24 protein-coding genes are annotated in these 24,344 nt (G+C 71.8%); 13 read left to right on the forward strand and 11 right to left on the reverse strand.

Features of this window, described 5'->3' with window-relative positions:
• Positions 1–137: 137 nt before the first annotated feature.
• Together AAW13_RS29040 and AAW13_RS29045 are read right to left on the reverse strand one after the other, a co-directional pair.
• Positions 138–998 carry an SMP-30/gluconolactonase/LRE family protein gene (locus tag AAW13_RS29040; protein WP_046729093.1) on the reverse strand — a complete coding sequence of 287 codons (861 nt, stop codon included), beginning with the start codon at positions 996–998 and terminating at the stop codon, positions 138–140.
• Entirely contained in the window at positions 995–1,768 is a 774-nt protein-coding gene (locus AAW13_RS29045; RefSeq protein WP_046729092.1) for an IclR family transcriptional regulator, read from the reverse strand. Before AAW13_RS29045 ends, AAW13_RS29040 begins: the two co-directional genes overlap by 4 nt.
• 119 nt (positions 1,769–1,887) lie before the next feature.
• Here AAW13_RS29045 and AAW13_RS29050 point away from each other — a divergent pair, with 119 nt between their 5' ends.
• Positions 1,888–2,487, forward strand: a complete 600-nt coding sequence (locus tag AAW13_RS29050) for a hypothetical protein (RefSeq protein WP_046729091.1) — start codon at positions 1,888–1,890, stop codon at positions 2,485–2,487.
• Here the strand turns inward: AAW13_RS29050 and AAW13_RS29055 are convergent.
• On the reverse strand, positions 2,468–3,346 hold the full coding sequence (locus AAW13_RS29055; RefSeq protein ID WP_046729090.1) for an ATP-grasp domain-containing protein: 879 nt from the start codon (positions 3,344–3,346) through the stop codon (positions 2,468–2,470). The genes AAW13_RS29050 and AAW13_RS29055 overlap by 20 nt on opposite strands.
• Positions 3,347–3,641: 295 nt before the next feature.
• Here AAW13_RS29055 and AAW13_RS29060 point away from each other — a divergent pair, with 295 nt between their 5' ends.
• The 5 genes from AAW13_RS29060 (at position 3,642) to arfA (ending at position 9,403) form a co-directional block, all read left to right on the forward strand.
• Positions 3,642–4,997 carry an extracellular solute-binding protein gene (locus tag AAW13_RS29060; RefSeq protein ID WP_046729089.1) on the forward strand — a complete coding sequence of 452 codons (1,356 nt, stop codon included), beginning with the start codon at positions 3,642–3,644 and terminating at the stop codon, positions 4,995–4,997.
• Entirely contained in the window at positions 4,994–5,932 is a 939-nt protein-coding gene (locus tag AAW13_RS29065; RefSeq protein WP_046729088.1) for a carbohydrate ABC transporter permease, read from the forward strand. Before AAW13_RS29060 ends, AAW13_RS29065 begins: the two co-directional genes overlap by 4 nt.
• Positions 5,929–6,783, forward strand: a complete 855-nt coding sequence (locus tag AAW13_RS29070) for a carbohydrate ABC transporter permease (RefSeq protein ID WP_046729087.1) — start codon at positions 5,929–5,931, stop codon at positions 6,781–6,783. The genes AAW13_RS29065 and AAW13_RS29070 overlap by 4 nt, the downstream gene beginning before the upstream one ends.
• An 11-nt stretch (positions 6,784–6,794) precedes the next feature.
• On the forward strand, positions 6,795–7,766 hold the full coding sequence (locus AAW13_RS29075; RefSeq protein ID WP_046729086.1) for an arabinan endo-1,5-alpha-L-arabinosidase: 972 nt from the start codon (positions 6,795–6,797) through the stop codon (positions 7,764–7,766).
• A gap of 125 nt (positions 7,767–7,891) precedes the next feature.
• Positions 7,892–9,403, forward strand: a complete 1,512-nt coding sequence (arfA, locus tag AAW13_RS29080; protein ID WP_046729085.1) for an arabinosylfuranosidase ArfA — start codon at positions 7,892–7,894, stop codon at positions 9,401–9,403.
• Between the two features lie 87 nt (positions 9,404–9,490).
• On the opposite strand, the gene AAW13_RS29085 is transcribed toward arfA, so the two are convergent.
• The gene (locus tag AAW13_RS29085) at positions 9,491–12,475 is read right to left on the reverse strand and encodes a beta-galactosidase (protein WP_046729084.1); all 2,985 of its coding nucleotides are present in this window, start codon (positions 12,473–12,475) and stop codon (positions 9,491–9,493) included.
• Positions 12,476–12,548: 73 nt separating this feature from the next.
• Here AAW13_RS29085 and AAW13_RS29090 point away from each other — a divergent pair, with 73 nt between their 5' ends.
• Positions 12,549–13,007 (forward strand): RrF2 family transcriptional regulator, encoded by a 459-nt coding sequence (locus AAW13_RS29090; RefSeq protein ID WP_046729083.1) that lies wholly within the window; start codon positions 12,549–12,551, stop codon positions 13,005–13,007.
• Positions 13,008–13,014: 7 nt separating this feature from the next.
• Here AAW13_RS29090 and AAW13_RS29095 read toward each other — a convergent pair whose 3' ends face one another.
• Positions 13,015–14,007 carry a YdcF family protein gene (locus AAW13_RS29095; protein ID WP_046729082.1) on the reverse strand — a complete coding sequence of 331 codons (993 nt, stop codon included), beginning with the start codon at positions 14,005–14,007 and terminating at the stop codon, positions 13,015–13,017.
• A 242-nt stretch (positions 14,008–14,249) separates the two neighbouring features.
• Here AAW13_RS29095 and AAW13_RS29100 point away from each other — a divergent pair, with 242 nt between their 5' ends.
• Together AAW13_RS29100 and AAW13_RS29105 are read left to right on the forward strand one after the other, a co-directional pair.
• The gene (locus tag AAW13_RS29100) at positions 14,250–14,918 is read left to right on the forward strand and encodes a DUF4360 domain-containing protein (RefSeq protein WP_046729081.1); all 669 of its coding nucleotides are present in this window, start codon (positions 14,250–14,252) and stop codon (positions 14,916–14,918) included.
• Between the two features lie 249 nt (positions 14,919–15,167).
• Positions 15,168–15,653 (forward strand): hypothetical protein, encoded by a 486-nt coding sequence (locus AAW13_RS29105; protein WP_143145047.1) that lies wholly within the window; start codon positions 15,168–15,170, stop codon positions 15,651–15,653.
• A gap of 19 nt (positions 15,654–15,672) precedes the next feature.
• On the opposite strand, the gene AAW13_RS29110 is transcribed toward AAW13_RS29105, so the two are convergent.
• Both AAW13_RS29110 and AAW13_RS29115 read right to left on the reverse strand, forming a co-directional pair.
• Entirely contained in the window at positions 15,673–15,915 is a 243-nt protein-coding gene (locus AAW13_RS29110; protein WP_046729079.1) for a DUF397 domain-containing protein, read from the reverse strand.
• The gene (locus AAW13_RS29115) at positions 15,912–16,733 is read right to left on the reverse strand and encodes a helix-turn-helix domain-containing protein (RefSeq protein ID WP_240528773.1); all 822 of its coding nucleotides are present in this window, start codon (positions 16,731–16,733) and stop codon (positions 15,912–15,914) included. Before AAW13_RS29115 ends, AAW13_RS29110 begins: the two co-directional genes overlap by 4 nt.
• 130 nt (positions 16,734–16,863) lie before the next feature.
• Between AAW13_RS29115 and AAW13_RS29120 the strand changes: the two genes are divergently transcribed.
• Entirely contained in the window at positions 16,864–17,340 is a 477-nt protein-coding gene (locus AAW13_RS29120; protein WP_046729078.1) for an ATP-binding protein, read from the forward strand.
• An 18-nt stretch (positions 17,341–17,358) separates the two neighbouring features.
• Entirely contained in the window at positions 17,359–18,042 is a 684-nt protein-coding gene (locus AAW13_RS29125) for a hypothetical protein (RefSeq protein ID WP_143145048.1), read from the forward strand.
• Positions 18,043–18,089: 47 nt separating this feature from the next.
• On the opposite strand, the gene AAW13_RS29130 is transcribed toward AAW13_RS29125, so the two are convergent.
• Positions 18,090–18,848, reverse strand: coding sequence for an intradiol ring-cleavage dioxygenase (locus AAW13_RS29130; RefSeq protein WP_046729076.1), 759 nt, complete (start codon positions 18,846–18,848; stop codon positions 18,090–18,092).
• 202 nt (positions 18,849–19,050) lie between these two features.
• Here AAW13_RS29130 and AAW13_RS29135 point away from each other — a divergent pair, with 202 nt between their 5' ends.
• The gene (locus AAW13_RS29135) at positions 19,051–20,013 is read left to right on the forward strand and encodes an arabinan endo-1,5-alpha-L-arabinosidase (RefSeq protein WP_046729075.1); all 963 of its coding nucleotides are present in this window, start codon (positions 19,051–19,053) and stop codon (positions 20,011–20,013) included.
• Between the two features lie 211 nt (positions 20,014–20,224).
• Here AAW13_RS29135 and AAW13_RS29140 read toward each other — a convergent pair whose 3' ends face one another.
• The 3 genes from AAW13_RS29140 to AAW13_RS29150 all read right to left on the reverse strand — a co-directional run bounded on the left by AAW13_RS29140 (position 20,225) and on the right by AAW13_RS29150 (position 22,917).
• Positions 20,225–20,866, reverse strand: coding sequence for a GOLPH3/VPS74 family protein (locus AAW13_RS29140; RefSeq protein ID WP_046729074.1), 642 nt, complete (start codon positions 20,864–20,866; stop codon positions 20,225–20,227).
• Positions 20,867–20,998: 132 nt separating this feature from the next.
• The gene (locus AAW13_RS29145) at positions 20,999–21,670 is read right to left on the reverse strand and encodes a response regulator (RefSeq protein WP_046729073.1); all 672 of its coding nucleotides are present in this window, start codon (positions 21,668–21,670) and stop codon (positions 20,999–21,001) included.
• Positions 21,667–22,917 carry a sensor histidine kinase gene (locus AAW13_RS29150; RefSeq protein WP_206306290.1) on the reverse strand — a complete coding sequence of 417 codons (1,251 nt, stop codon included), beginning with the start codon at positions 22,915–22,917 and terminating at the stop codon, positions 21,667–21,669. Before AAW13_RS29150 ends, AAW13_RS29145 begins: the two co-directional genes overlap by 4 nt.
• A gap of 202 nt (positions 22,918–23,119) precedes the next feature.
• On the opposite strand from AAW13_RS29150, the gene AAW13_RS29155 reads away from it, so the two are divergent.
• A complete protein-coding gene (locus AAW13_RS29155) occupies positions 23,120–24,292 on the forward strand; it encodes a 4-hydroxybenzoate 3-monooxygenase (protein ID WP_046729072.1) in 1,173 nt (390 codons plus the stop codon).
• Positions 24,293–24,344: the final 52 nt, after the last annotated feature.

Genomic DNA, 24,344 nt, shown 5'->3' on the forward strand with positions numbered 1-24,344 from the left:
TCCCGCACCCGGAACCCGATCCGTGCGGTCCCGGTCGGTGTGCCTGGAGCGTGCCCCGTCAGGGGCGCGGGGAACTGCGCGACCAGCCCCCGCGCAGCCGCACCCGAAGGCCGACCGTGCGGTCCTGTCGTGACTGGCTAGCCCGTGAACGCCGGTTGGGCCACGCCCTGGCCCGCTCCCGGGATCACCAGGAGTGAACCGGCCGTCGGGTGGGGCGCGGTCAGCCCCACGCGTGCCGTGGTGACGTACAAGTCGCTCAGCCCGGCGCCGCCGAACGCGCACGCCGTCGTACGCGGCGTCGGCAGGGTGACGACCCGGTCCAGCTCACCCGTCGGCGTGTAGCGGCGCACCGCACCCCCGTCCCACAACGCCACCCACACACAGCCGTCCGCGTCGACCGTCAGCCCGTCGGGGAACCCGGCGCCCTCCTCGATCGTCACCAACGGGCGCCGGTTGTGCGGGAGTTCGCCGTCGTAGTCGAAGACGTCCACCCGGCGGGTCGGCGTGTCGACGTAGTAGACGCGGCTGCCGTCCGGGCTCCAGCCCGCCCCGTTGCTGACGGTGACGTCACCCAGCAGCGTCGTCACCGTGCCGTCGCCCGCCACGCGGGCCCACGTGCCCCCGCCCGTCGCCTCGTCGTACCGCATCGTGCCGGCCCACAGGGAGCCGTCGGGGGCCACGGCCGCGTCGTTGGCGCGGCGGCCGGCGACCGGCTCGTGGTGCAGCCAGCGGAACGTGTCGTCGGGGTCGAGAAGCGCGACGCCGTCGCGGAGGTTGAGCACCAGCCCGCCGTTCGCGCGCGGTTTGACCGCGCCGACGTGCTGGTCCGTCGTGCGGACGGTGCGGCGGCCCGTCGCCGGGTCGTACGTGTGCACGCGCGAGCCGAGCACGTCGATCCATATCAGGCGGCCGGCCGCCGGGTCCCACGTCGGGCCCTCGCCGAGGGTCGCCTCCGCCGCCACCGCGACCTCGTACCTCGTGTGTGCCGTCGTCGTCATGCCACGCTCCGGTGGCCGAGCCGCTCGGAGAGTTCCGCGGCGCCCTTGGCGGCGAGCTGCTCCAGCTCGCCGCGGCGCTCGTCGCTCCAGCGGATCATCGGGACGGAGATGGAGAGCGCCGCGACGACCTGGCCGGTGCGGTCGCGGACCGGCGCCGCGACACAGGAGACGTCGGGGTTGGACTCCCGGCTCTCCACGGCGATGCCGCGGGCCCGGATCTCGATGAGGGCCTCGCGCAGCGCGTCCGGCTCGGTGATGCTGTTCGGCGTCATCCGGACCAGGTCGGCGTCGTCCGGGATGCGCGCGGACAGCTCCGGCTCCGGCAGCGACGCCAGCAGCATCTTGCCGACCGAGGTGCAGTGCGCGGGCAGCCGGCGGCCCGCGGCGGAGACCATGCGGACCGCGTGCGTGGAGTCGACCTTGGCGATGTAGATGACGTCGGTGCCCTCGAGGATCGCCACGTGGACGGTCTCGTCGCAGGTCTCCGCGACGGACCGGGCGACCTGCTGGCCCTCGGCGGCGAGGTCGAGCTGCTCGGCGTATCGGCTGCCGAGCTGGTACGGACGGACGCCGAGCCGGTAACGTCCGGGCTGTCCGGGTACGGGCACGATGTACGAGCGGGCGGCGAGCGTGGTCACCAACTCGTGCACGGTGGTCCGCGGCAGCTGGAGTTTGCGCACTATGTCGGGGGCGGAGAGAGTCCCGTCCCCGTCCAGGAAGAGCTCAAGAATGTCGAGAGCCCGGGTCACGGCAGGCACAAGGCGTCCCACGTCCGGCCCCCTCCCTTGGGTATAAGCGCCAGATCTCGTCGGAGCGGCGGAGCCGTTCGAGATATCAACAGGCGATCGGCATGACGAACACAGGCTAGCCACCGAGGATTCCCCGGGCAATGGCCGGGAACGAGCCGGGCACACGCGTGTGCACCATGGGTCCTATGCGACTGGACTTCCAGCTGGTGCTGCTGCGTCGGATGGCCGACCACAATCCGGACCTGGTGGACGACGCCCGCCGTGAACTCGGCGCGTCGCTCGCGGACATGAGGGAGACCAACAAGCGCTGGCAGGCGATGGTCCGCTCGCCCCGGTCCCGCTCCGCCGCGGCCCGCTACCGCTCGGTGCTGGGCCCGCCCGAGTGGGAGACCAAGCGTGCGGTCGGCGACCTGGAGTGCGCGGTCTGGCAGTGGCCGCTCGCCCTCTGGCCGACCCTGCGTTTCGAGGTGCTGGTAGGGTCCGGCGGCGCGGTCTGGAACGAATGGCTGGTCCGCGCCCCCGGCGCGCCCGCTCCCACCCTGGAGACCTACGCCGACCTGACCCCCTGGTCCTGCACGATCGACGAGGCCGCCCGCGCCTTCGCCCCCGCCCGCCCCCTGGAGGGCACCGCCCCGACGCGGTGGGGCCTGGCCCTCACCCTGCCCGGCGGAGGTCAGGCGGTCGCCGAGTTCACCTGGGGCCTGCTCCAGCGCACCGCCCTCATCGGCGGGCCGCGGTGAGGAGCGCCCGGACCACCCCGGCCACCGACCCGGGGTGCAGGAAGAGGAACAGGTTGGGCTCGACCAGCTCCAGCTCCATCACCCGTGGCCGCCCGTCCGCTCCGTCGACCAGGTCCACCCGCGCGTACAGCAGCTCGGGCGCCTCCGGTACGGCGGCCAGCGCGGCCTCGGCGACGGCGACTTCGGCCGGGGTCGGGGTCCACGCCGCAAGGTCCGGGTGGGCGACCTTGTCGGCGTCGTAGGCCGTGCCCGGGGTGAGGACGGCCCGCTTGCGGCTGGCGTGCAGCAGCCGCCCGCCGAAGAACTGGAGCGCCCGTTCCCCGCTGACGTCGATGCCGGAGACGTACGGCTGGACCATCGCGGTCAGCCCCTCCTCGTGCATGCGCGCGAGGTGCCGTACGGCCGTCCCGTGTTCGGCGGGTGTGTAGCGGGCGGCGAACCGGGCGCCGGCGCCGAAGGTCGGCTTGACCACGAAGTCGCGGTCGGTGGGGAGGGCGGGGCCCGCCGGGTCGCCGGGAGCCAGGTACCTCGTCGGCACCACCGGCACACCGGCCGCGGCGAGGTCACCGAGGTACCGCTTGTCGGTGTTCCACCGCACCACGTCCGCCGGGTTGGCGATCCGGGTCGCCTTGCCCACCCGCTCCACCCACGTCACGAACTCCTCGGCGCGCCAGCTGTAGTCCCAGGTGGAGCGGATGACGACCAGGTCGTAGCCGCCCCACTCGGTCTCCGGGTCGTCCCACGGGCGGGCGACGGCATCGGCGCCCGCCTCGGTCAGGGCCCGCAGCAGCACCGGCAGGTCCTGGTCCTTGCTGGGCTGCGCGCCGGGGTCGTAGGTGGCGAGGGCTATGCGGGGCACGGCGGGGCTCCCTTGACGGACGGCGGCTGCGTTCGCCGCAGGTTAACCGGAGCCGCCCCCGGAATCCCAGCGTGCCCGCGTCATGCCTGCCGACGTGGGCGGTTCACCGGTGAACAGGTGCCGGATACAGGAAAGTCGCGCCGTACCCATTGACGCGGAAGCGCTTCGAATTTACGGTCCCGTTCGAAGTTACGGGCGCAAGTCGATATTTCGAACAGCTGTCTCGAGTAACCCCCCACGGAGCACGACACGCACGACCGCACGCACGACAGATCCCCGAAGGTAAGGGCGGGCAATGGGACGACCTGGCCTCACTCGCAGGCAACTACTGAGCACGGCGGGAGGGCTGGCGGTGGCAGGGAGCTTCGGCTTCGCGGCCCTCGGCAGCGGCGCCGACGCGCTCGCCTCCACCGCGCGCACCCGGGTGCGCTACTGGAACCTCTTCAGCGGCGGCGACGGCTCCAACATGATCGCCATGCTGGACGCCTTCCGTAAGGCGCACCCGGACATCGCGGTGAAGGACTCCACGCTCCAGTGGGGCAACCCCTTCTACACCAAGCTCGCCATGGCGGCCGCCGGCAACCGGGCACCGGACCTCGGTGTCATGCACATCGGCCGGGTCGCCGGCTTCGCGCCCGGCCGCCTGCTGGACGCCTGGGACACCGGGCTGCTCGCCAAGTACGGCCTGCGGGAGTCGGACTACAACCCGAAGCTCTGGCAGCGCGGCGTCGTCGACGGCAAGCTCTACGCCCTCCCGCTCGACGTCCACGTGCAGCTCTGCTTCTACCGCAAGGACGTGCTGAGGAAGGCCGGCCTGCTCGGCGCCGACGACCGGATCGTGCCGGTCACCTCGGTCGACGACTGGTTCGGCGTCCTCAAGGAGGCCAGGAAGGCCACCAAGAAGGGCCTCCAGACCATCGGCCTGTGGATCAACGACCAGAACTTCCAGTGGTGGTTCTTCGTCGCCTTCTACACCCAGCTCGGCGGCACCTGGTTCGACGACGCGAAGACCGAGGTCACCTTCGACACCGACAAGGCCACGCAGGTCCTGGAGTTCCTGCGCCGGCATGTCACCGACGGCTACGCGAACCCGGCCATGGGCTCCGTCAACGCCGAACAGTTCATCAACGGCGCCCCGTTCGCCTGGGAGGGCAACTGGTCGGTGCCGGTCTACTCCGGCGCGAAGCTGGAGTACGGCGCGATCCCGCTGCCGCCCGTCTTCGGCACCCGGGCCACCCACGCCGAGTCGCACTCCTTCGTCCTGCCGCACCAGTCCGACCGCGGCGGCGCCACCGACGAGGCCGCCCACCAGCTGGCCGCGTACGTCGTCACGCACGCCCAGCAGTGGGCGGCCGGCGGCCACATCCCCGCCTACCTGCCGACGCTGTCCACCCCGGCGTACCAGAAGCTCTCCCCGCAGAACGAGTACGTGTCGGCCATGAACCACCAGGCCAACGAGCCCAAGGTGTGGTTCGCGGGCTCCACCGGCATCCTCGCCCAGCGGGTCGGCCCGATCGTCGTCTCCTCGACCGTGGGCTCGGCGAAACCCGACGCCGCGGCCGGCCGGATGAAGAAGGAACTCGCCACGCTGCTCGCGATGAAGAACCCCATGGACGGCAAGACCGCCGCGCAGGGAGGTACGGCCGCATGACGACCGCCGAGACAGTCCTCGCCCCGGCCCGCGCCAGGACCGCGGCCGCGAGCGCCACCCTCCGCCGCAGGCAGGGCTTCCAGCACGGCGGCTGGTTCGTGGCGCCCTTCCTGGCCCTGTTCGCCCTCTTCGTGGTCTGGCCGCTGCTGCGCGGCGTCTACCTCAGCCTCACGGACGCCAACATCACCGGCGCGGGCGCGAACTTCATCGGCCTCGACAACTACCGCGAGGCCCTGAAGGACCCCCTGATGTGGGACGCCCTCGGCCACAGCGCGTACTTCACGCTGCTGGTCGTGCCCTGCATCACGGTCCTCGCTTTCCTCCTCGCGATGCTCGCCCACCACATCGAGCGCGGGAAGTGGCTGTGGCGCCTGTGCTTCTTCGCGCCCTTCCTGCTGCCCTCCACCGTCGCCGGCAACCTCTGGCAGTGGCTGTTCAACCCCGGCACCGGAATGATCAACTACGTGTTCGGCGGCGACACGCCCTGGCTCACCGACAAGTCGTACGCGATGCTCGCCATCGTCATCGAGACCCTGTGGTGGACCGTCGGCTTCAGCTTCCTGCTGTACCTCGCCGCCCTCCAGTCCATCCCCGCGCACCTCTACGAGGCCGCGAAACTGGACGGCGCGAACGCCTGGCACCGCATGGTCCACATCACCCTGCCGATGCTGCGCAACATCACCGGCCTGGTGATCGCCCTCCAGATCCTCGCCTCACTCCAGGTCTTCGACCAGGCGGTGGTCATGATGGACTTCGGGCCCGGCCCCGAGAGCTCCACCCGCACCTTCGTCCAGTACACCCTGGAGGAGGGCTTCACCAGCTACCGCGTGGGCTACGCCTCCGCGATCTCCATCATCTTCTTCGTGATCATCGCCGCCGTCGCCCTCGCGAGGATGTGGCTGCTGCGCAACCGCACCGAGGAGGCCACCCGATGACGACCGCAGTGCCCGTGAAGCCCCGTAGGACATGGACCCCCAGCCAGATCGTCCTCACCCTCCTCGGCACGGCCGTCTCGGCGGTCTTCCTCGCCCCGCTCCTCTGGGGTCTGTTCACCTCCCTCAAGTCGGAGACGGAGGCCGTCGACGTACCGACGCACTGGCTGCCGAGGCACTGGACGGGCCAGGCCTGGAAGGCCCTCTTCGACACCGGCAACATCACGAACTGGTTCGTGAACTCGCTCGTCGTCTCCGTCTGCGTGACATCGATCGTGCTGCTGGTCAGCGCCCTCGCCGGATACGGCTTCGCCCGCACCGAGTTCCGCGGCAAGGGCGCGCTGATGGGCCTGGTCATGTCCGGCCTGATGGTCTCCCCGGCCGTCCTCGGCGTACCCCTGTTCACCACCGTGCAGCAGATGGGCATGGTCGACACCTACTGGGGGATGATCCTCCCGCAGTGCGCCCCGGCCGCGATGGTCTACATCCTCTACAAGTTCTTCCAGGGCATCCCGCGCGAACTGGAGGAGGCCGCCTTCATCGACGGCGCGGGCCGCTGGCGGGTCTTCTTCACCATCGTCCTCCCGCTCTCACGCCCCTCCCTCGCGGCGGTCGGCATCTTCACCTTCATCGCCTCGTGGAACAACTTCCTGTGGCCCTACATGGTGACCAACAACCCCGACCTGATGACCATGCCGAACGGCATCGCGACGGTCATGAACTCCTACGGCATCCAGTGGGCGCAGCTCATGGCCGGCGGCCTGATGGCGGGCCTCCCGCTGATCATCGTGTTCGTCTTCTTCCAGCGCCAGATCGTGGCGGGCGTGGCCCACACGGGCCTGGCCGGCCAGTAGGGAGCCCCGAGGTGAAGCGCTTCCCGAGACTCGCCGCACTCCTCGCGGCCGCGACGATCGCCCTCCTGCCCACCACCGCCTCCGCCGACGTCGCCTACCCCGACCCCCTCCCCCTCACCGGCCAGCAGATCATCCACGACCCCACGGTCCACCGGCTGAGGAACGGCCAGTACGTCGCCTACTCCACCGGCGGCGTCATCGGCGCCCGCCTCTCCACGGACCTCCGCGACTGGACCGACGCGGGCAACGCCTTCACCACCCCGCCGAGCTGGTGGTACGACTACAACTCCACCGCCGACCCCTGGGCGCCCGACCTCTCCTACCGCGACGGCCGCTACTGGCTCTACTACGCCGTCTCCTCCTGGGGCACCAACCACTCCGCGATCGGCGTGGCGACCTCCCCGTCCGGTCTCCCCGGCACCTGGACCGACCACGGCCCCGCCTTCACCTCCGCGACCACGGACTCCTGGAACGCCATCGATCCGGCGATCGTCCGCGCCGACGGCCGACTGTGGATGGCGTTCGGCTCCTACTGGACCGGCATCCGCATGGTCGAACTCGACCGCAGGACCGGCAGGGCGATCCAGGGTGCCCCCGTCGCCCACCTGGCCACCCGCCCGGACGCCCCCTACGCGGTCGAGGGCGCGTCGATCCTCCGCCACGGCCGCTACTACTACCTCTTCGCCTCGTACGACGCCTGTTGCGCCGGCGTGAACTCCACCTACAAGATCAGAGTGGGCCGCTCGACAAAGGTGACGGGCCCGTACACCGACAGCACCGGGACGCCGATGCTGAACGGAGGCGGCGACCTGCTGCTGTCCTCCCACGGCCGCTATGTGGGCCCAGGCGGCGAATCAACGTTCCGTGCCCACGGCAGGACCTGGCTGGCGTACCACTACTACGACGCAGCCGACAACGGCACCCCGAAGCTCGGGCTGAACCCCTTGGGCTGGACAGAGAACGGCTGGCCGAAACTTACTTAGGGGCGGCCGACCCAGGGGCGCTGGGGGCACCCCCGGCCGAAGGCTCGGGGATGAACTGCGTGACCAGCCCCGACGCACCCGCACCCGCCCACGAGACACAAGAACCCACCCCCGAAAGGCGAAAATTGCGCACCGCCCGCTTCACCCTCGACCCCGCCTTCACCGTCGGCGAAGTCAACCCCCGCCTCTTCGGCTCCTTCGTCGAGCACCTGGGCCGCTGTGTCTACACCGGCATCTTCGAGCCGGCCCACCCCACGGCCGACGCCGAGGGCCTCCGCCAGGACGTCCTCGACCTCGTCCGCGAACTCGGCGTCACCACCATCCGCTACCCCGGCGGCAACTTCGTCTCCGGCTACCGCTGGGAGGACTCCGTCGGCCCGGTCGAGGACCGCCCCCGCCGCCTCGACCTCGCCTGGCGCTCGACGGAGACCAACCGCTTCGGACTCGCCGAGTACATCGCGTTCCTGAAGAAGGTCGGCCCGCAGGCCGAGCCCATGATGGCGATCAACCTCGGCACGCGGGGCGTGGCGGAGGCCCTGGAACTCCAGGAGTACGCCAACCACCCCGCCGGCACCGCCCTCTCCGACCTCCGGGCCGCGCACGGCGACAAGGACCCCTTCGGCATCAAGGTCTGGTGCCTGGGCAACGAGATGGACGGCCCCTGGCAGACCGGTCACAAGACGGCCGAGGAGTACGGCCGTCTCGCCGCCGAGACCGCCCGCGCCATGCGCCAGCTGGACCCGTCCGTGGAACTGGTCGCCTGCGGTTCCTCCAGCCAGTCCATGCCGACCTTCGCCGAGTGGGAGGCGACGGTCCTCGCCGAGACGTACGACCTGGTCGACTACATCTCCCTGCACGCCTACTACGAGCCCCAGGACGGCGATCTCGACTCCTTCCTGGCCTCCGCGGTCGACATGGAGTCCTTCATCGAGAACGTGGTCGCCACCTGTGACCACGTCGGCGCCAGGCTGAAGTCCCAGAAGAAGATCAACCTCTCCTTCGACGAGTGGAACGTCTGGTACACCTCGAAGTGGCACGAGATCGAGAACTCCGACGCGCGGGACTGGCCCGAGGCCCCCCGTCTCCTGGAGGACAACTACAGCGTCCTGGACGCGGTGGTCTTCGGCTCGCTCCTCATCGCCCTGCTCCGCCATGCGGACCGCGTCACGGTCGCCTGCCTGGCCCAGCTGGTCAACGTGATCGCCCCGATCATGACGGAACCGGGCGGCCCGGCCTGGCGCCAGACCACCTTCTTCCCGTTCGCCCAGGCGTCGCGCCACGGCCGGGGCCAGGTCCTGGACGTAAGGGTCGACTCTCCGACGCACGAGACGAAGAAGTACGGCGAGACGGCCCTCCTGCACGCGACGGCGGTCCGCGCGGACGACGGCACGGTGACGGTCTTCGCAGTCAACCGCAGCCGGACGCAGGCGCTGCCCCTCGAAATCGCCCTGAGCGGCCTCGCCCTGACCCAGGTCACCGAACACAGCGTCCTGTCGGACGAGAACCCCGACGCCCGCAACACCTTGGAGGAACCCGAGCGGGTCACCCCCCACCCGGCCGAGGGCACGACCCTGACCGAGGGCACTCTGAAGGCCACCCTTGAGCCGATGTCCTGGAACATGATCCGACTGGCGTAGGGAAAAGCGCCCCGTAAGGGGCGCTGGGGGTACCCCCGGCCGAAGGCTGGGGGAGGAACTGCGCGAGCAACCCCCCACAACCCGCACTCAACGGCCGGGGGAGTCCACCGAATCCACCCGCACTCCTCCGGCCGCACTCCCCAGCAACGCAAGCCGCACAACCCCCGGCCCGACCGCACTCGTCCCGTCCGCGAGCACAGCCAACGCCAGCGTATTGGCACCCCGGGTCCGCAAGATCCCGTTCGGCAGCACGAAGGTGTGCTGCGGCCCCACGTCGTTGACGTACTGCCCGAGGTTCCACCCGTTCAGGAAGATCTGCACCCGGTACGCCCGCGCCGGATCGTCCTCGAGGACCAGCCCCACCGACGCGTCGACCCCGTCCGGTACGGCCAGCCGGAACCCCGTCCGGTACCAGGTGACGCCCATCCCCTTGTCGGCACGCGGGAGTTCGGCCGCCTCCCACGCGCCGTCCGCGAACCCGGGCAGGTGCCACCCCTCCCGCTCCCCGTACAGTCCGCCGTTGTTCTGCGGCCCCCGCACCGGATCCGGCGCCGCCGCGCCCTGGATCCGCCAGCTCACCTGCGGGGCGGCACCCTTGAAGGTGACGGCGGTCAGCCCGCGGGCCGCCTTGTGGGTGTCCACGGACTTCCCGTCCATGTCGTGCTGCATCCGCCGCACCAGCACGGACAGCACGTGCCGCCGTTTCTTCAGGGTCTTCTCGGGGACCCCGGCCACCCCGAAGGTCGCCGTGGCCGTCCAGCTGCCCTGCCGGACCGTCTTCGCGTCCGGCACCGGCATCCGGTGCGAGCCCAGCGGCTCCCCGTCCAGCCAGGCCATCAGCATGCCCTGGGTACCGGTGCTGTAGGCGAGGGAGACGGACTCCAGGTCCGCGAGCGAGTCGCCCTCGATCCGCCCCCGGTACCAGACGTCCCCGTAGTGGAAGCCGTAGTCGTCGGCGAAGAGCACCGGCTGCCCGTCCGGCACCGGTGTCGTGCTGACCGACGTGCGCCGGTCGGCGACCGTCCACCCCGTGTCGTCGAAGCCGACCGCCGACTCGGGGTTCTCGGCCTTCCGGCGCCAGCCGCCGAGCTCGGGCAGCGCCGGCTTCGGCGCCCCCGCGAGGAGCGACGTGGCGACCAGGCTCCCCGACAGGCCCACCCGGTTCGGCACCGGCCGCCCGTTCCAGGTGACCGCGGTGATCCCGCGGGGACCCCAGACCTCGAGCCCGGTCTCCTCGACCGTGTCGCCGGTGAGCCGCGCGGTCTCCCCGTCCAGTTCGACGTGGCGCAGCAGCGCCGGGCCGTAGACCAGCACGGTCCCGGACGGGGTGTCGTACGGGAACAGCCGTACCGAGGTGGCGTCGTCGGCGAAGAGCAGCAGCAGCGGGGTGTCGGTGTCGCCGCGCTGGACCAGCACCCGGGTGAGTCCGCCCTTGCCGAGCGGGACGGTGACGTGCAGGACTCCCTGGTTGTAGACCCAGGCCGCCTCCGGGTCGAGGCGCTGCACGAACGGCTCGGCCGGGCACTCCAGGACCAGGTGCGCCATCTCGCCGTAGCGGCCGGTGAACAGGGCGATGTCCTGGCGGCCCGCGGTGAGGACGAACATCGGCTGGGCGGTGGCGTACCGCAGCTTCCGCTCGCCGAGGGCCAGTCCGGTGGTGAGGAGCCGGGCGTCGTGGGCCGGGACGGTGACCTCGACGTCGTCGCCGGCGGCCGTCCGCAGGGTGGACGTCACCTCGTCGGTACCGTCGTTGCGCAGGACGTAGACGTGCGCCTGGGTGTCCGGGTTGGTGAGGTGGTACGTCCGCAGCCCCTTCACGCGGACGTCCGCCGCGGGTTCCAGTTTCGCGAAGTCCGGTACCCGGCGCAGGAGATGGCCGAGCTGGTGCATCGGCGCGATCTTCGGCGTGACGTTGCGGGCCTCGTCGATGGCCGCGCCGTAGTCGTACGACGTGTAGACGACCGGTGCGGGCAGCCAGCCCCAGGTGGTGCCGCCGTAGGTCATGTAGACGTTGTGGAGCGTGATGCCGTTGGCGAGGTTGGTGAGGTAGAAGCGGCGTTCGTAGGCCGCGTCCCGGGTCTCCCGGGACCCCGCGTAGCCCTTACCGCCGAACTCGGCCCCGCCCCACGGGTCGAACCAGCCGCCGCCGTACTCCGGTACGAACCCGGGGGTACGGGGGCTGGCGGTCGCGCCGCCCTTGAGGCCGCCGATCCCGTAGTCCCCCCAGTCGGGCGGGGTCTGAGTAGGGGCGGGGTAGCCGTCGAAGCCGTACAGCCACTTCCCGCTCTCGCCGCCGGTGTCGAAGGAGCCGGGGATCCAGTAGCCGTTGCGCCCCTTGTCGTTGTGGAAGAGGGGGACGTCGATGCCGTCGGCCCGCACCTTCCGGTACAGGTGGGACATGTAGGCGGGGCCGACCGGGTCGGTGACGTGTCCGTCGTACTCGTTCTCGATCTGGTAGAGCAGGACGCTCCCGCCGCCGTTCGTGAACTGGTGGCGGCGCACGATGCGGTTGACGGCCGTCAGCCACTCGTCGACATGGCCCAGGTAGGTCGGGTCGGTGGTGCGGGCGGTGCCCCCGGTGGCGGTCAGCCAGCCGGGGAAGCCGCCGGCGTCCACCTCGGCGTTGATGTAGGGGCCGGGGCGCAGGATGACGTACAGCCCGGTCTCGGCGGCGGTGCGCAGGAACAGGTCGAGGTCGCGTACGCCGGTGAAGTCGTACCGGCCGGGCGCGGGGGAGTGGTAGTTCCACGCCACGTAGATGCTGACCGTGTTGTAGCCGTGCGCCCGCATCTTCTCCAGCACGTCCCGCCACAGGGACGGGCTCGGCAGCCGGAAGGGGTGCATCTCGCCGGACCACACCACCAGCCGCCGGCCGTCGACGATCAGGGAGTGGTGGTCGTAGCCGATGCTGTGCCGTCGTCCGTCGGCGCTCGGCGGGGCCGGCGGCGGGCCGGTGGGCACACTGCGTGCCGCGTACGCCGAGGGCGCCCCGGGGCCGCCGCTGCCGCCCAGGGCGAAGCCGAGCGCGGCCGAACCGGCCAGTGCACTGAAGGTACGTCTGCTGAGCGCCAAGGGATCCTCCCGGGCGATCTTACGGGGCGCGGGTCCGGCCATTCTGCACGGGAGCACGCCCCACAATGGACGCATGAGGATCTCGGCACGGGCGGATTACGCGGTACGGGCGGTACTGGAGCTCGCCGTACGGCAGGGCGACGGCCCGGTGAAGGCGGAGGAGATCGCCGGGGCGCAGGACATCCCGCACAAGTTCCTGGAGGGCATTCTCGGTGACCTCCGGCGTGCCGGTGTGGTCGACAGCCGGCGTGGCGGGGGCGGTGGCTACCGGCTGGCCAGGGAGGCGTCCGCGATCACCGTGGCGGACCTGATCCGCGCGGTGGACGGCCCGATCGTCTCGGTGCGCGGGGAGCGCCCGACGGGCCTCGCGTACACGGGCACCGCCGAGCCCCTGCTGCCGCTGTGGATCGCGCTGCGCGCCAACGTCCGCAAGATCCTGGAGGGCGTGACGGTGGCGGACATCGCGGCGGACGCCCTGCCGGAGCCGGTACGGGCGCTGGCGGCGGAACCGGCGGCCTGGGAGAACCCGTGACCGCCGCTCACCGGAAGGCGACCAGTCCCAGCAGGCCGAGGACCAGGCAGATGCCCAGGTTGGTCTTCGCGTAGTGCAGGAAGACCGCGACGAACTCGCGGATCGTCGCGCCGGGCCAGAAGTACCGGGCGGTGGGCGCGCCGACGACCTGGCCCCGGACGCCGGTGCGGCGGGCGGTGAGCGCGGCCCGGAGGACGTGGAAGTTGTTGGTGACCACGAGGCACCGGTAGTCCGGCTTCAGCTCCTGCATGATCGCCTTGCTGAAGCGCAGGTTCTCCTCGGTGCTGCGGGAGCGGTCCTCGCGCAGGATCCGGTCCTCGGGGACCCCGGCCGCGACCAGGTGCGCGGCCATCGCGTCGGCCTCGGGCAGTTCCTCGTCGCCGCCCTGCCCGCCGGAGGTGACCAGGAGCGGCGGGTTGCCGCGGGCGGCCTGTGCCTCGTACAGCCTGCGGGCCCGGTCCAGCCGGTTCGCCAGCAGGCGCCCCACCCGGGAGCCGCCGACCAGTCCGCAGCCGAGGACGACGACGAAGTCCACGTTGCGCCGCGTCGGCAGCCGGTCGTAGAGGAGCGCGTAGCCCAGGAAGCAGAGGAAGAGGAAGGAGACGTAGCCGACCGGGGGTGCCGAGAAGGCCGCGACGCGGACCAGGGTGGCCGAGCGGCCGGCGACGGCGGTGCCGAGCAGGGCGAGGAAGCCGAGGATCGCGAGTCCGGTGAGCAGGGTGAGCAGGTTGCCGGGGCTTCGGCCCTCCCTGCGGACCATTTTCACGCCGTTCGCCAGCAGGGCGAACGCGAGGGCGACGGCGCCCAGGACGAGCAGCGCGCAGGCGGCCAGGGCCGTCGTCCGCGGTGACACCGGGGGCCGTTCGGGCCGTACGAACGCGGAGACCGACACGAGGGCGACGGTGATCCCGAGGAGGACGGCGTTGCTGAAACGGCGCGGGTCCAGCATCACGCGGACACAGAAGACCAGGAAGACCACTGCTGCGGCGTACGTGAACATCGGGCTCCCGTCGGATGCTTCGCCGCGGAGGCTGCTCCTCCCCGGCTCCTCCTCGTCTGTCCCGGGCGGGGCATGTGAAATCCGGCGTTGTGAATGGCCGGAGTTCGACCTGACCGGTTCATGCCATGGTTCCTACGATTCGAGCGCCCCGGCCTTCACAGGAAACGCACAGTTTCTTCAAGGTTGAACCGCTCAGGCCGCGGGTGCGACCCCCCACTCGAATCATCCGGACTGGAGAAACCATGGGAACCAGGAGACACCGCCTCCTGCTCGGCGGAGCGCTCGCCGCGCTGCTCACCGCCGGGTTGCCCGCGCAGGCCAAGGCCTCGTCGTCGCCCGTGTTCGACGACCCGCCGCCGGACAAGATCGTCATCAACGTGGCCACCGTCAACGGCTCCGGCTGTCCGGCGGGCACCACCGCCGTCGCGGTCTCCGAGGACAACGAGGCCTTCACCGTCACCTACAGCGCCTACCTCGCCCAGGCGGGCGGCAACTCCGACCCCACCGCCTTCCGGCGCAACTGCCAGCTCAACCTGGTCGTCCACGTGCCGGGCGGCTTCACCTACGCCATCGCCAGCGCCGACTACCGCGGTTTCGCCTCCCTCCAGCAGGGCGCCACCGGCACCCAGCGGGCCTCGTACTACTTCCAGGGCTCGTCGAACACGGCCGCCGCCAGCCACCCCTTCAGCGGCCCCTACAACGACAACTGGCAGGCCACCGACACCACCGACTGGGCGCAGCTGGTCTGGGCGCCCTGCGGGGTGCAGCGCAACTTCAACATCAACACGGAGCTGCGGGTGAACGCCGGCACCGCGAACCCCGGCAAGGTCAGCTTCATGACCATGGACTCCACCGACGGCGACATCAGCACCGTCTACCACCTGGCGTGGAAGCAGTGCCCCGCCAAGTAGCCCGTACGTAGGGCGCGTTCCGTGGATGGCGGCTCGGGCGGCCGTCATCCACGGTGGGACCCCGGCCCTCTTCTTCCGGGGGGAGACTCCGGCGCGCCGGGGGAGACTCCGGCGTACTCGGCCACGGCCGGAGAACGTCGGCGCCATCCGGCGGGGTGGTTTGGCCGCGACTCCCCGGGATCGGCCCCGTGACCTCACTTACCTTCGAAGAGTAGTCGCACGGCTACGGTGAGTGAGAGGAGATCAGGGATGCGTCCGACGCCCATGGGTCGCGTGGCGGCCGTCGTCTCGACGGGCCTGCTGCTGGCCGGCGTGGTGAGTGCCGGATCGGCCCAGGCGCAGTCCGCTGCCCGCGCCGGGTACCCCGGCGGGCTCGTCACCTACTCGATCGAGTTCTCCAACCCGCAGGAGAAGGACGACAACGACCTGCCCGAACCCTACGGACGGGTCTTCGTGAGGGACGACGGCCTCCGGCACACCACGCTGTGGGAACACCCGGACCTGGACATCAACACCCCGACCCTGCCGCGCTATCCGGAGGCGGGCGCCACGCACAGGTTCGTCGACCACCTGATCACCGAGGTGTGTGCGTTCGTCGGTGAGGACGACACCGGCATCAACGCCGACGACGTCCTCGCGCAGGGCTGCGAGCCCTTCCACGGCCCCGGCGTGTACACCATCCCCGGTCCGGACGGGGAGGTGACCGTCACCGTCTACCACGTCGCCGTCGTCTGATCCCCGCCCTCCCCCACGGTCACCGCCCGGCGTGGGCGAGGAAGCCGGACCAGACCGTGGGGGAGAGGGTGAGTTGAGGGCCGGTGGTGTCCTTCGAGTCGCGGATGTGGATGGTGGTGGGGCAGAGGGCGACTTCTACGCAGTCGCCGTCGCCGCCGCTGCTGTAGCTGGACTTGCGCCACTGGAGAGCGACCTCGACGCAGTCGCCGGAACCGCTGCTGCTGTAACTGCTCTTGAACCAGGCCAGGTCGGTGGTGCTCATAAATCCCCTCGCATCCGCTTCAACAGGCCTACCGAGTCCCTCATAGTGTGAGCCTGTGAGCGCATCCTGGCATAGCGCTGCTGAAGAATGCTGATCTCCTTCGGGTCGGATACGAGCAGGCCGCCGCGTTGTCCTTCGCAATAGGCGAACCACTTGTTCTCCGGGGTTTCCAGCAGTTGCACGGGACCGTCCAGGCCTGCATGCGTCTCCTGAGTCTGCGGCATGACCTGCACCTCCACGTTCCGTAGTTCGGCGACCCGGAGCGCGTGGTCGATGAGCTCCCGGGTGACCTCCGTCCCGCCGGTCCGGCGCAGGAAGACCCCCTCCTCCAGGATGAAGCTGAACGCCGTGTTGGGGCGCTCCCGCAGCAACCGTTGCCGGTCCGCGCGAGCTGTCCACTGGGCCTCGATCTGCGTGTCGTCCAGCGGCGGCAGCTGCTGGGTGAACAGCGTCCGCGCGTACGCCTCCGTCTGCAACAGCCCCGGGACCAGGCGGCATTCGTAGGTGTACAGCGTCAGCGCCGTCGCCTCCATCCGGGCCCACCGCCGGAACCAGGCCGCGAGCCCCGGCTGGCGGGCCAGATGGGCCGCCGCCCGTCGTAACGCGCCCGTGTTGCCCAGGGTCGTCTCCGCCGCCTCCACGAAGGACTCGTCCGGCATCCTGCGGCCCAGCTCGATCGAAGCGACCGTGTGCTTCGAGAACCGGACCTGTTCCGCGAACCCCTCCCGGCTCAGCCCGGCATGCTCCCGCAACGCCTGGACCACCGCCCCGAACGTCCGCAGACTGTCCGACGACTCCGGCTCCGCTCCATCGCCCACGCAGGCCACCTCCCGGCCCCCATGGTCACATTCAGTCACCGGTACGGTCCAGTCGGTCACCGCGTACGCCCGCACGGCGTACGCGGCCGTGACCTGGAGAACCCGCTGCCCCGGGCGGCAGATTGGGCGCATGGAAGCTCCCCCCACCACGGTCACCGTGAGTCGAACACTCGCCCAGCGGCTCAGCGCCACGCCACGTGGCGCACGTCTGGCCCGTCAGCTCGCCGTCGCTCAACTCCACGTGTGGGGAGGGGGGTTCGCGTCGGAAGAGGTGGTCGACAAGGTGTCCGTGATCGTCGCGGAACTGGCCGCGAACGCCGTGACGCACGGCCGGGTGCCCGGCCGGGACTTCGAGTTGCGGCTGTCACGGGTGACGGGAAGCGTGCGGGTCGAGGTGACCGACACCCGTCAGGACCGGCGGCCGCCCGCACCCGGGGCCGTGCGGGCGGCCCGGCCGCTGGACGACGGCGGGCGCGGGCTCGTGCTCGTGGACGCGCTGGCGGACCGTTGGGAGGTGCTGGACCGCGACGGCGTCGGCGCGCCGGGCAAGACCGTACGGGCCGAGGTCGACCTGCCGTTCCGGCGGCACCGCCGCGCGGTACCGTGACCGGGGGTGGTGCTCGACATGGAAGAGGCCGGGGGGACGGCACGGCTGCGGAAGTGGACCGTTCGGGGGCTGTGGACCGTACTGGCCGTGCCCGCCGGCGCCCTGCTGACCGCCGGTTCGTTCGGTATCGCGTACGGCGTGGACAGCACCCCCGACCGGTGGCCGACCGTCCTGCTCTTCGTCGGCGCCCTCGTCGCGACCGGCTGCCTGCTCGGAGTGGCCGGTCTTCTCCTCGACGCGCACCGGGAGTTCGGGAAACTCGACGTCGTGGCCGCGGTGTGCGTCGTGCTGACGACGGCCACGTTCACCTACACGCTGGAGCAGCAGGAACTGCACGACCGCGGCCGGGTCGAGCGGGCGGTCGTGACCTCGGTGTTCCAGGCGGGCGGCGCGGGCGGCCTGAGCGACGGCGGGCGGGTGGCCCGGCTGGCCGATCCGGCCGGCCGTCCGCTGACCGGGACCGTGGGCGCGGGAAGCCTCGCCGTGGGCGACCGGCTCACCGTGACCGTGGACCCCGAGGGCAGGTTCGCGGTGCGGCGGGGTGCCCGGCCGGCGACCCCCCGTTTCTGGTGGGCGGTCTCCGTCGCGCTGGCCGCCGTCCAGGCCCTGGTCTGCTCGGTGATCGGGTACTCCACGGCCGTGCGGAACGAGTGGTTCTGGCAGGCGCGGCGGCGCCGGGCCGCGGCCGGGAAGTCCGTGTGACGGGCCCCGGGGGACGGGCGCACCCGGCGTCCCCCAGGGCCCGGACGTCAGCTGGAGACGCCGAGGGTGAGCGTGCCGGTGTAGCCGGCGGAGGTGGAACCGGTGACGGTCATGAGGCCCGAGGAGGCGCCTCCGTCGTCGTAGATGCCGTCCTGGGCGAGCGTGGTGCGGGTGACCGTGTTGGTGGAGTACGGCGAGACCTTGGCGACCGCCGTGGTGATGGTCTCGGCGACGAAGAGCTGGCCGGTGTGCACGGTGGAACCGCCGGTGAAGGAGCCGTCCGAGGTCAGGGTGACGCCGGTGTGCACCTTCACGTGGATGTGGACGCAGCGGCCCCGGTACCAGCCCGGGTAGATGGTCGTGATGTTGGCGACCCCGCTGGAGTCGGTGAGCACACCGCCGCGCAGGAAGGTGCCGTCGTCGGTCTCGTTGTGCCCGTTGGCGCCGACGTAGCCCGAGTACTCGCCGAGCGCGTCGGCGTGCCAGACCTCGACCAGCGCGTTCGGGATCACGGTGCAGGCGGAGTTGACGACGGTGAGGGCGAGGGCGAGCGTGATGCCCGGCTTGCCTTCGGTGATGTTGCTGCGGACCAGCGCCCCGTCGAGGTAGTAGGGGCCTTCGGTCATCTCCTCCGTGAGCGAGCAGACCGCCGCCGCGGCGGCCGGCTGGAGATCGGGGGCGGCGACTGCCGCGGGGGCCTCGGTCGAGACCGCTGCGCCCACGGCCAGGGCAGCGGCGGTCGTCCCGGTGGCGACGAGTACGGTACGGCGCCCGACGGAGCGGGCGGCATCTGAGGTGTCTGTCATGGACACGGCACCGTAGGAAGGGTTTCTGTTCGCGGGCTGTCAGTTCTGCAAAGTGGGCCACAGTCAAGTCGTCGGTTGAGACAGCCGGGTTGACACGTGAACCCTGTGCGAACCGTTGACCGCAAAACGATTCGATTCTACGGTCCGTCCGAATTGGCGATCGCCGTTCGATATTCCGGACGAATGAAGAAGGAGGCTTCGCGTGAGCCGCACCCGAACCGCACTTCTCGCCCTCCCCGCCGCACTCCTGCTCGCCCTGGTCCCCACGACCGCTTCGGCCTACCCCAACCCGGGCACCGTCACGGGCGACGTGGTCGTCCACGACCCGACGATGATCCGCACCTCCGCGGGCCGCTACCTGCTGTACTCCACCGGCGGCGGCCTCGCGTACAAGACGTCCACCGACCGGACCGCCTTCACGGCGGGCGCCGACGCGTTCACCACCAAGCCGGGCTGGTGGTCGTCGTACGCCACCGAGGCGTGGGCGCCGGACATCTCCTACCACGGTGGCAAGTACCTGATGTACTACGCCGTCTCCACCTTCGGCTCCAACACCTCGGCCATCGGATTGGCCGGTTCCACGACGGGGCTGCCGGGCTCCTGGTCGGACTACGGCATCGTCTACACCTCGACGTCGTCCAGCGACTACAACGCCATCGACCCCAACCTCTTCGTCGACGACGACGGCAAGTGGTGGCTGTCGTTCGGGAGTTGGTGGACCGGGATCAAGATGATCCGCATCGACCCGTCGACCGGCAAGCAGTACGCGGGCGACACCGCCCGCCGCTCCCTGGCCGCGCGGCCCACCGGCAGCAAGGCGGTGGAGGCGCCGTACATCGTCAAACGCAACGGCTACTACTACCTCTTCGCCTCGTACGACCTGTGCTGCCAGGGCACCAGCTCGACGTACAAGGTGAAGGTGGGACGGGCCACGTCGGTCGCCGGTCCCTACTACGACAAGAGCGGGGTGGCGATGACCGACAACGGCGGCACGGCCGTCCTGGAGTCCCACGGCGCGGTCATCGGCCCCGGCGGCGAGTCCGTCATGAACGACACGGACGGCGACCTGATCGTCTACCACTACTACGACGGCAACGACAGCGGCACGCCCAAGCTCGGCATCAACCTGCTGAACTGGAGCACCGGCTGGCCGGTCGCCTACTGAGCGGGTCGGGGCGGCACCCGCGGTTCCCGTGGAGCCGGGGGCCGTGGGCGTGGCGGTGGGCGTGGCGGACTCCGCCCGTGGTGTCGGTGCCGCGGGCCGGGCCGCCGCGAACAGCGCGGTCAGGGCGCAGTATCCAGGGTGGTCAGGACGCGGTGCGTGGTCATCGTCTCCCCGTCCGGTCCGGGCGTGCGGTCGTGCCCGTGTTCCTTCGTCAGCCGCCGCCGCCCATGCCGCCCCGGGCGGCGACCATCGTCGTCGGCAGTCCGCGCACGGCCTTCTCCAGACCGGGTGCGAGGGCGGCGAGCCGCCCCGTGCAGGCGTCGATCCGGGCCCGGTGCGTCTTCCGGTCCCGCCGGGACACGACCGAGCGGACGCCGCCCGCCGTGGCCAGCGCCAGCAGCGCCGCGTCGACGGCCGGGAGGTCGGGCACCGGACCGTCCCCGTGCAGCACCGCGGAGACCCGGGCGCGCACGGCTGCGGGCACGGCGGGGTCCGTCACGGTCACCCGCCGGCTGCCGAGGAAGGTGCGGGGCGCGTGCACGGTGAGCAGGCCCGCGGCGGCGAGCCGGTCCTCCAGCCCGGTCAGGGTCCGTTTGCGGTGCCGGCGCACCAGGTGCTTCCAGTCGTGCCCGGCGGCGTCGCGCAGCACCCCGTCCAGGACCGGGTCACCGGTCGGCGTGGTGCCGGACACGGCCACCGAGCCGTCGCCGTCCTCCCGCAGCCGCCCGCGCAGCGCGAGGTCGACCAGGGCGGCGGCACGGACCAGCAGCTCGGTCCGGGAACGGTCGTAGGGGCCCTCGGCGGTCTCGTCGTGGGCGAGCAGGTACACGAGGCGGGTCAGGTCGTCGGTCACACCTCGACGCTAGGGCCGGCCGCCCCGGCACCGGATCGGCCACGGGAACGGACCGGCACTGGGAGCACAGGAGGATCGCGGCCCTGTCTCCTACCTGAGGAGGAGCCGGCCCGCGGCGGGGACGGGGCGTCCTCAGGGGCGTCCTCGGGGGCGGCGCGGTTCCACGAGCCCGTGGTCGTAGGCGGCGACGACGGCCTGGACGCGGTCGCGCAGACCCAGTTTGCGCAGCACCGCGGTGACGTGGTTCTTGACGGTGGCCTCCGACAGACCGAGCCGGCCGGCGATCTCCGCGTTCGACAGGGCCTGTCCGATCAGGGTCAGCACCTCCCGCTCCCGGCCGGACAGCTCCCGCAGGGACGGCGGCGGCGCCGGGTCGGGCGTGGTGCGCAGGAAGCGGTCCAGGACCCGGCTCAGCACGGCGGGTGCCAGCAGCGCGTCGCCGCGCGCGGTGACCCGGATCGCCTCGACGAGCTCGGCGGGGCGGATGTCCTTGAGCAGGAAGCCGCTCGCCCCGGCCCGCAGGGCGGCGACGACGTGCGCGTCCACGTCCCAGGTGGTCAGCACGAGCACCCGGGCCCGGCCGCCGTCCGCCACGATCCGCCGGGTCGCCTCGATCCCGTCCAGCACGGGCATGCGTACGTCCATCAGCACGACGTCCGGCGCCCGTTCCCGGGCCAGCCGCACCGCCTCCCGCCCGTCGGACGCCTCGCCGACCACCTCCAGGTCGTCCCGGGCGTCGATGATCATGCGGAATCCGGTACGGACCAGGGCCTGGTCGTCGGCCACCAGCACGCGCAACGTCATGAGGCATCCTCCACCGGCAGCCGCGCCGCCACCTCGAACCCGCCGCCGGGCAGCGGCCCGGCACGCAGACTGCCACCCACCAGCCGGGCCCGCTCCCGCATCCCCACCACTCCACGCCCGGCCCCCACCACTCCACGCCGGGCCCCCGCCACACCATGCCCCGCACCCTTCGGGGCGGCCCCCGCCGAGACCGTCTCGTCCGGGCGGCCCCGGCCGACCGAAACCCCCGGCCGGGTACGGCCGTTGTCCACCACCGTCACCCGCACACCCGCCCCGTCGGCCACCACCCGTACCCGCACCTCGTCGGCGCCGGCCGCGTGGCGCAGCGCGTTGGTGAGGGCCTCCTGGACGATCCGGTACGCCGCCAGGTCCACCGCCGCCGGCAGTCCGTCGAGGGGACCCTCCCGGCTCATGCGCACGGCCAGTCCGGCCGCCCGTACCGCGTCGGCCAGTTCGTCCAGCCGCGCGAGCGACGGCGTCCGCTGCCCGGCCCCGTCCTGCGGCGCCTCGGCGTCCGGCCCGAACGCCCGCAGCAGCAACCGCAGTTCGCCCAGTGCCGAGCGGGCGCCCGTCTCGATGGCGCGCAGTGCCTGCCGGGCCTGGTCGGGCCGCTCGGTGAACACGTCGTCGGCGGCGCCCGCCTGGACGACCACCACCGACAGCGTGTGCGCCACGACGTCGTGCACCTCACGCGCGATCCGCGCCCGCTCCTCCAGCACCGCCCGGCGCGTCTCCGCCCGTGTCCGGGCCCGCTGCGCCCTGCGCCACTGCCCCGCGGTCCACGCCAGCACCACCGTCAGCACGAAGACCGCGAGCCCCGCGGGGCCGCCCGCGCCGAACGCCAGCGGCGCCGGCAGGCACATCGCCACGAGCGCCGCCAGCGACACCCGCCGGGGCATCACCGCCGACAGCACGCACAGCGCGAGCTGCGCCCCGAGGAGCGCCCCGGTCAGGCTCACCGCGGGCAGCAGCGCCCACACCGCGAGCCCCGTCAGCGCGGTCGCGGCCAGCACGGCGACCGGGGCCCGCACCAGCCACCGCAGCGCGCAGACCTGCGCGAGGACCAGCGCCACGGCCACCGGCAGCCGCCCGCCGTGCTCCGTACCGGCGACGGCCACGGAGGTCCCGAGGACCCCGAGCACCAGCCCGGCCGACCCCCACCACAGCGCCCGCACCGTCCGCGGCGACAACTCGCTCCGCGCCCCGTCGGCGAACTCGTCGTCCGGCTCCCCGCTGCTGTGTTCCACACCCCGAGGCTAGGGGCTGTCCGGCGGCTCGTGCCGCAGCCGCGGGGTGTGGCACGCCCACCTGCCGCGGGCCGGTCGCCGCCCTCGCCCTCTGTAATCGAACGGCTGCCCTTTAGGGGTAATCCACGTAGTTCACCCGACTGTATCCAGGATCCAGGTGATATGAAGCACCTTGATCAATAAGCGACTTCAGAAGGCGGGCATGGCAGAAGTACAGGCCGGAGTGGTGATCGTCGGTGCCGGCCCCGCAGGGCTCGTGCTGGGGAACCTGCTCCTGGACCGCGGCGTCGACTGCGTCGTCCTGGAGCGGCGGAGCCGGGCCGCGGTGGAGGGCCGGGCCCGCGCCGGATTCCTCGCGGCCCACTCCGTGCGCGTCCTCACCGAGAACGGCCTGGCGGCCGGTCTGCTCGCCCGCGGCAGGACCCACACCACCTGCCGGTTCCGCAGCGAGCGCGGCGAGTTCACCCTCGACTACGCCGGTCTGGGCCGCGGCGAGGTGCACACCGTCTACCCCCAGCAGGAACTGGTCCGCGACCTGGTCGCCGAGTTCCTGCGGCGCGGCGGCGACCTCAGGTTCGGCGTCGAGGCGGCGGACGTCACCGACGGCCGGGTCCGCCTCCGCGACGGCACGGACGTCACCGGCCGGTACGTCGCCGGCTGCGACGGACACCGGGGCGCCGGCCGCGCAGCCCTCACCGCCCGCGGTGTCCCTGCCGCCCGCTGGGACCACGGCGTCTCCTGGCTCGCCGTGCTGGCCGCCGCCCCGCCCAGCATGCCAGCCACCGGATACGCCCTGCACGAGCGCGGCTTCGCCGGCCACATGGCGCGCACGGCCGCGGTCACCCGGTACTACCTCCAGTGCCCGCGCGGCACCGCCCCCGCCGACTGGAGCGAGGACCGGATCTGGGCCGAACTGGCGACCCGGATGCGCGCCGCCGAGTTCGGGCCGCTGCGCGAGGGCGCCGTCCTGGAGAAGACCGTCGTCGACCTCCGTTCCGACGTGCTGGAGTCCCCGGGCACCGGGCGGCTGTGGCTGGCCGGGGACGCGGCCGGGCTGATCAGCCCCTCGGCGGCCAAGGGCGCCAACCTCGCCGTGCTCCAGGCCGAGTCGCTGGCCCGCGCCTTCGAGGCGGTGCTGCTGCGCGGTGACGAGAGCGGCCTCGCCCGGTACGCCGCCGACTGCCTGCCCCGGGTGTGGCGGGCCCATGAGTTCTCGCACTGGATGAGCGGCCTGCTGCACGGCCCCGCCGACGCCGGCGACGGCGACCGGGACGAGGCCAGGTACGGACGGGCGCTCCAGTACGCCCGGCTGGAGAGCCTGCGCACCTCCCGCCGCCACCAGGACTTCTTCGCCGAGAACTACACCGGCATCTGATCCTCCGGGGCCCATGAGCCCCGGTTCTCCCCACCTCACGATCAACACCTCA

Origin of the sequence: Streptomyces humi, assembly GCF_001005085.2 — a bacterium.
In the GTDB taxonomy this organism is placed as follows: Bacteria; Actinomycetota; Actinomycetes; order Streptomycetales; family Streptomycetaceae; genus Streptomyces; species Streptomyces humi.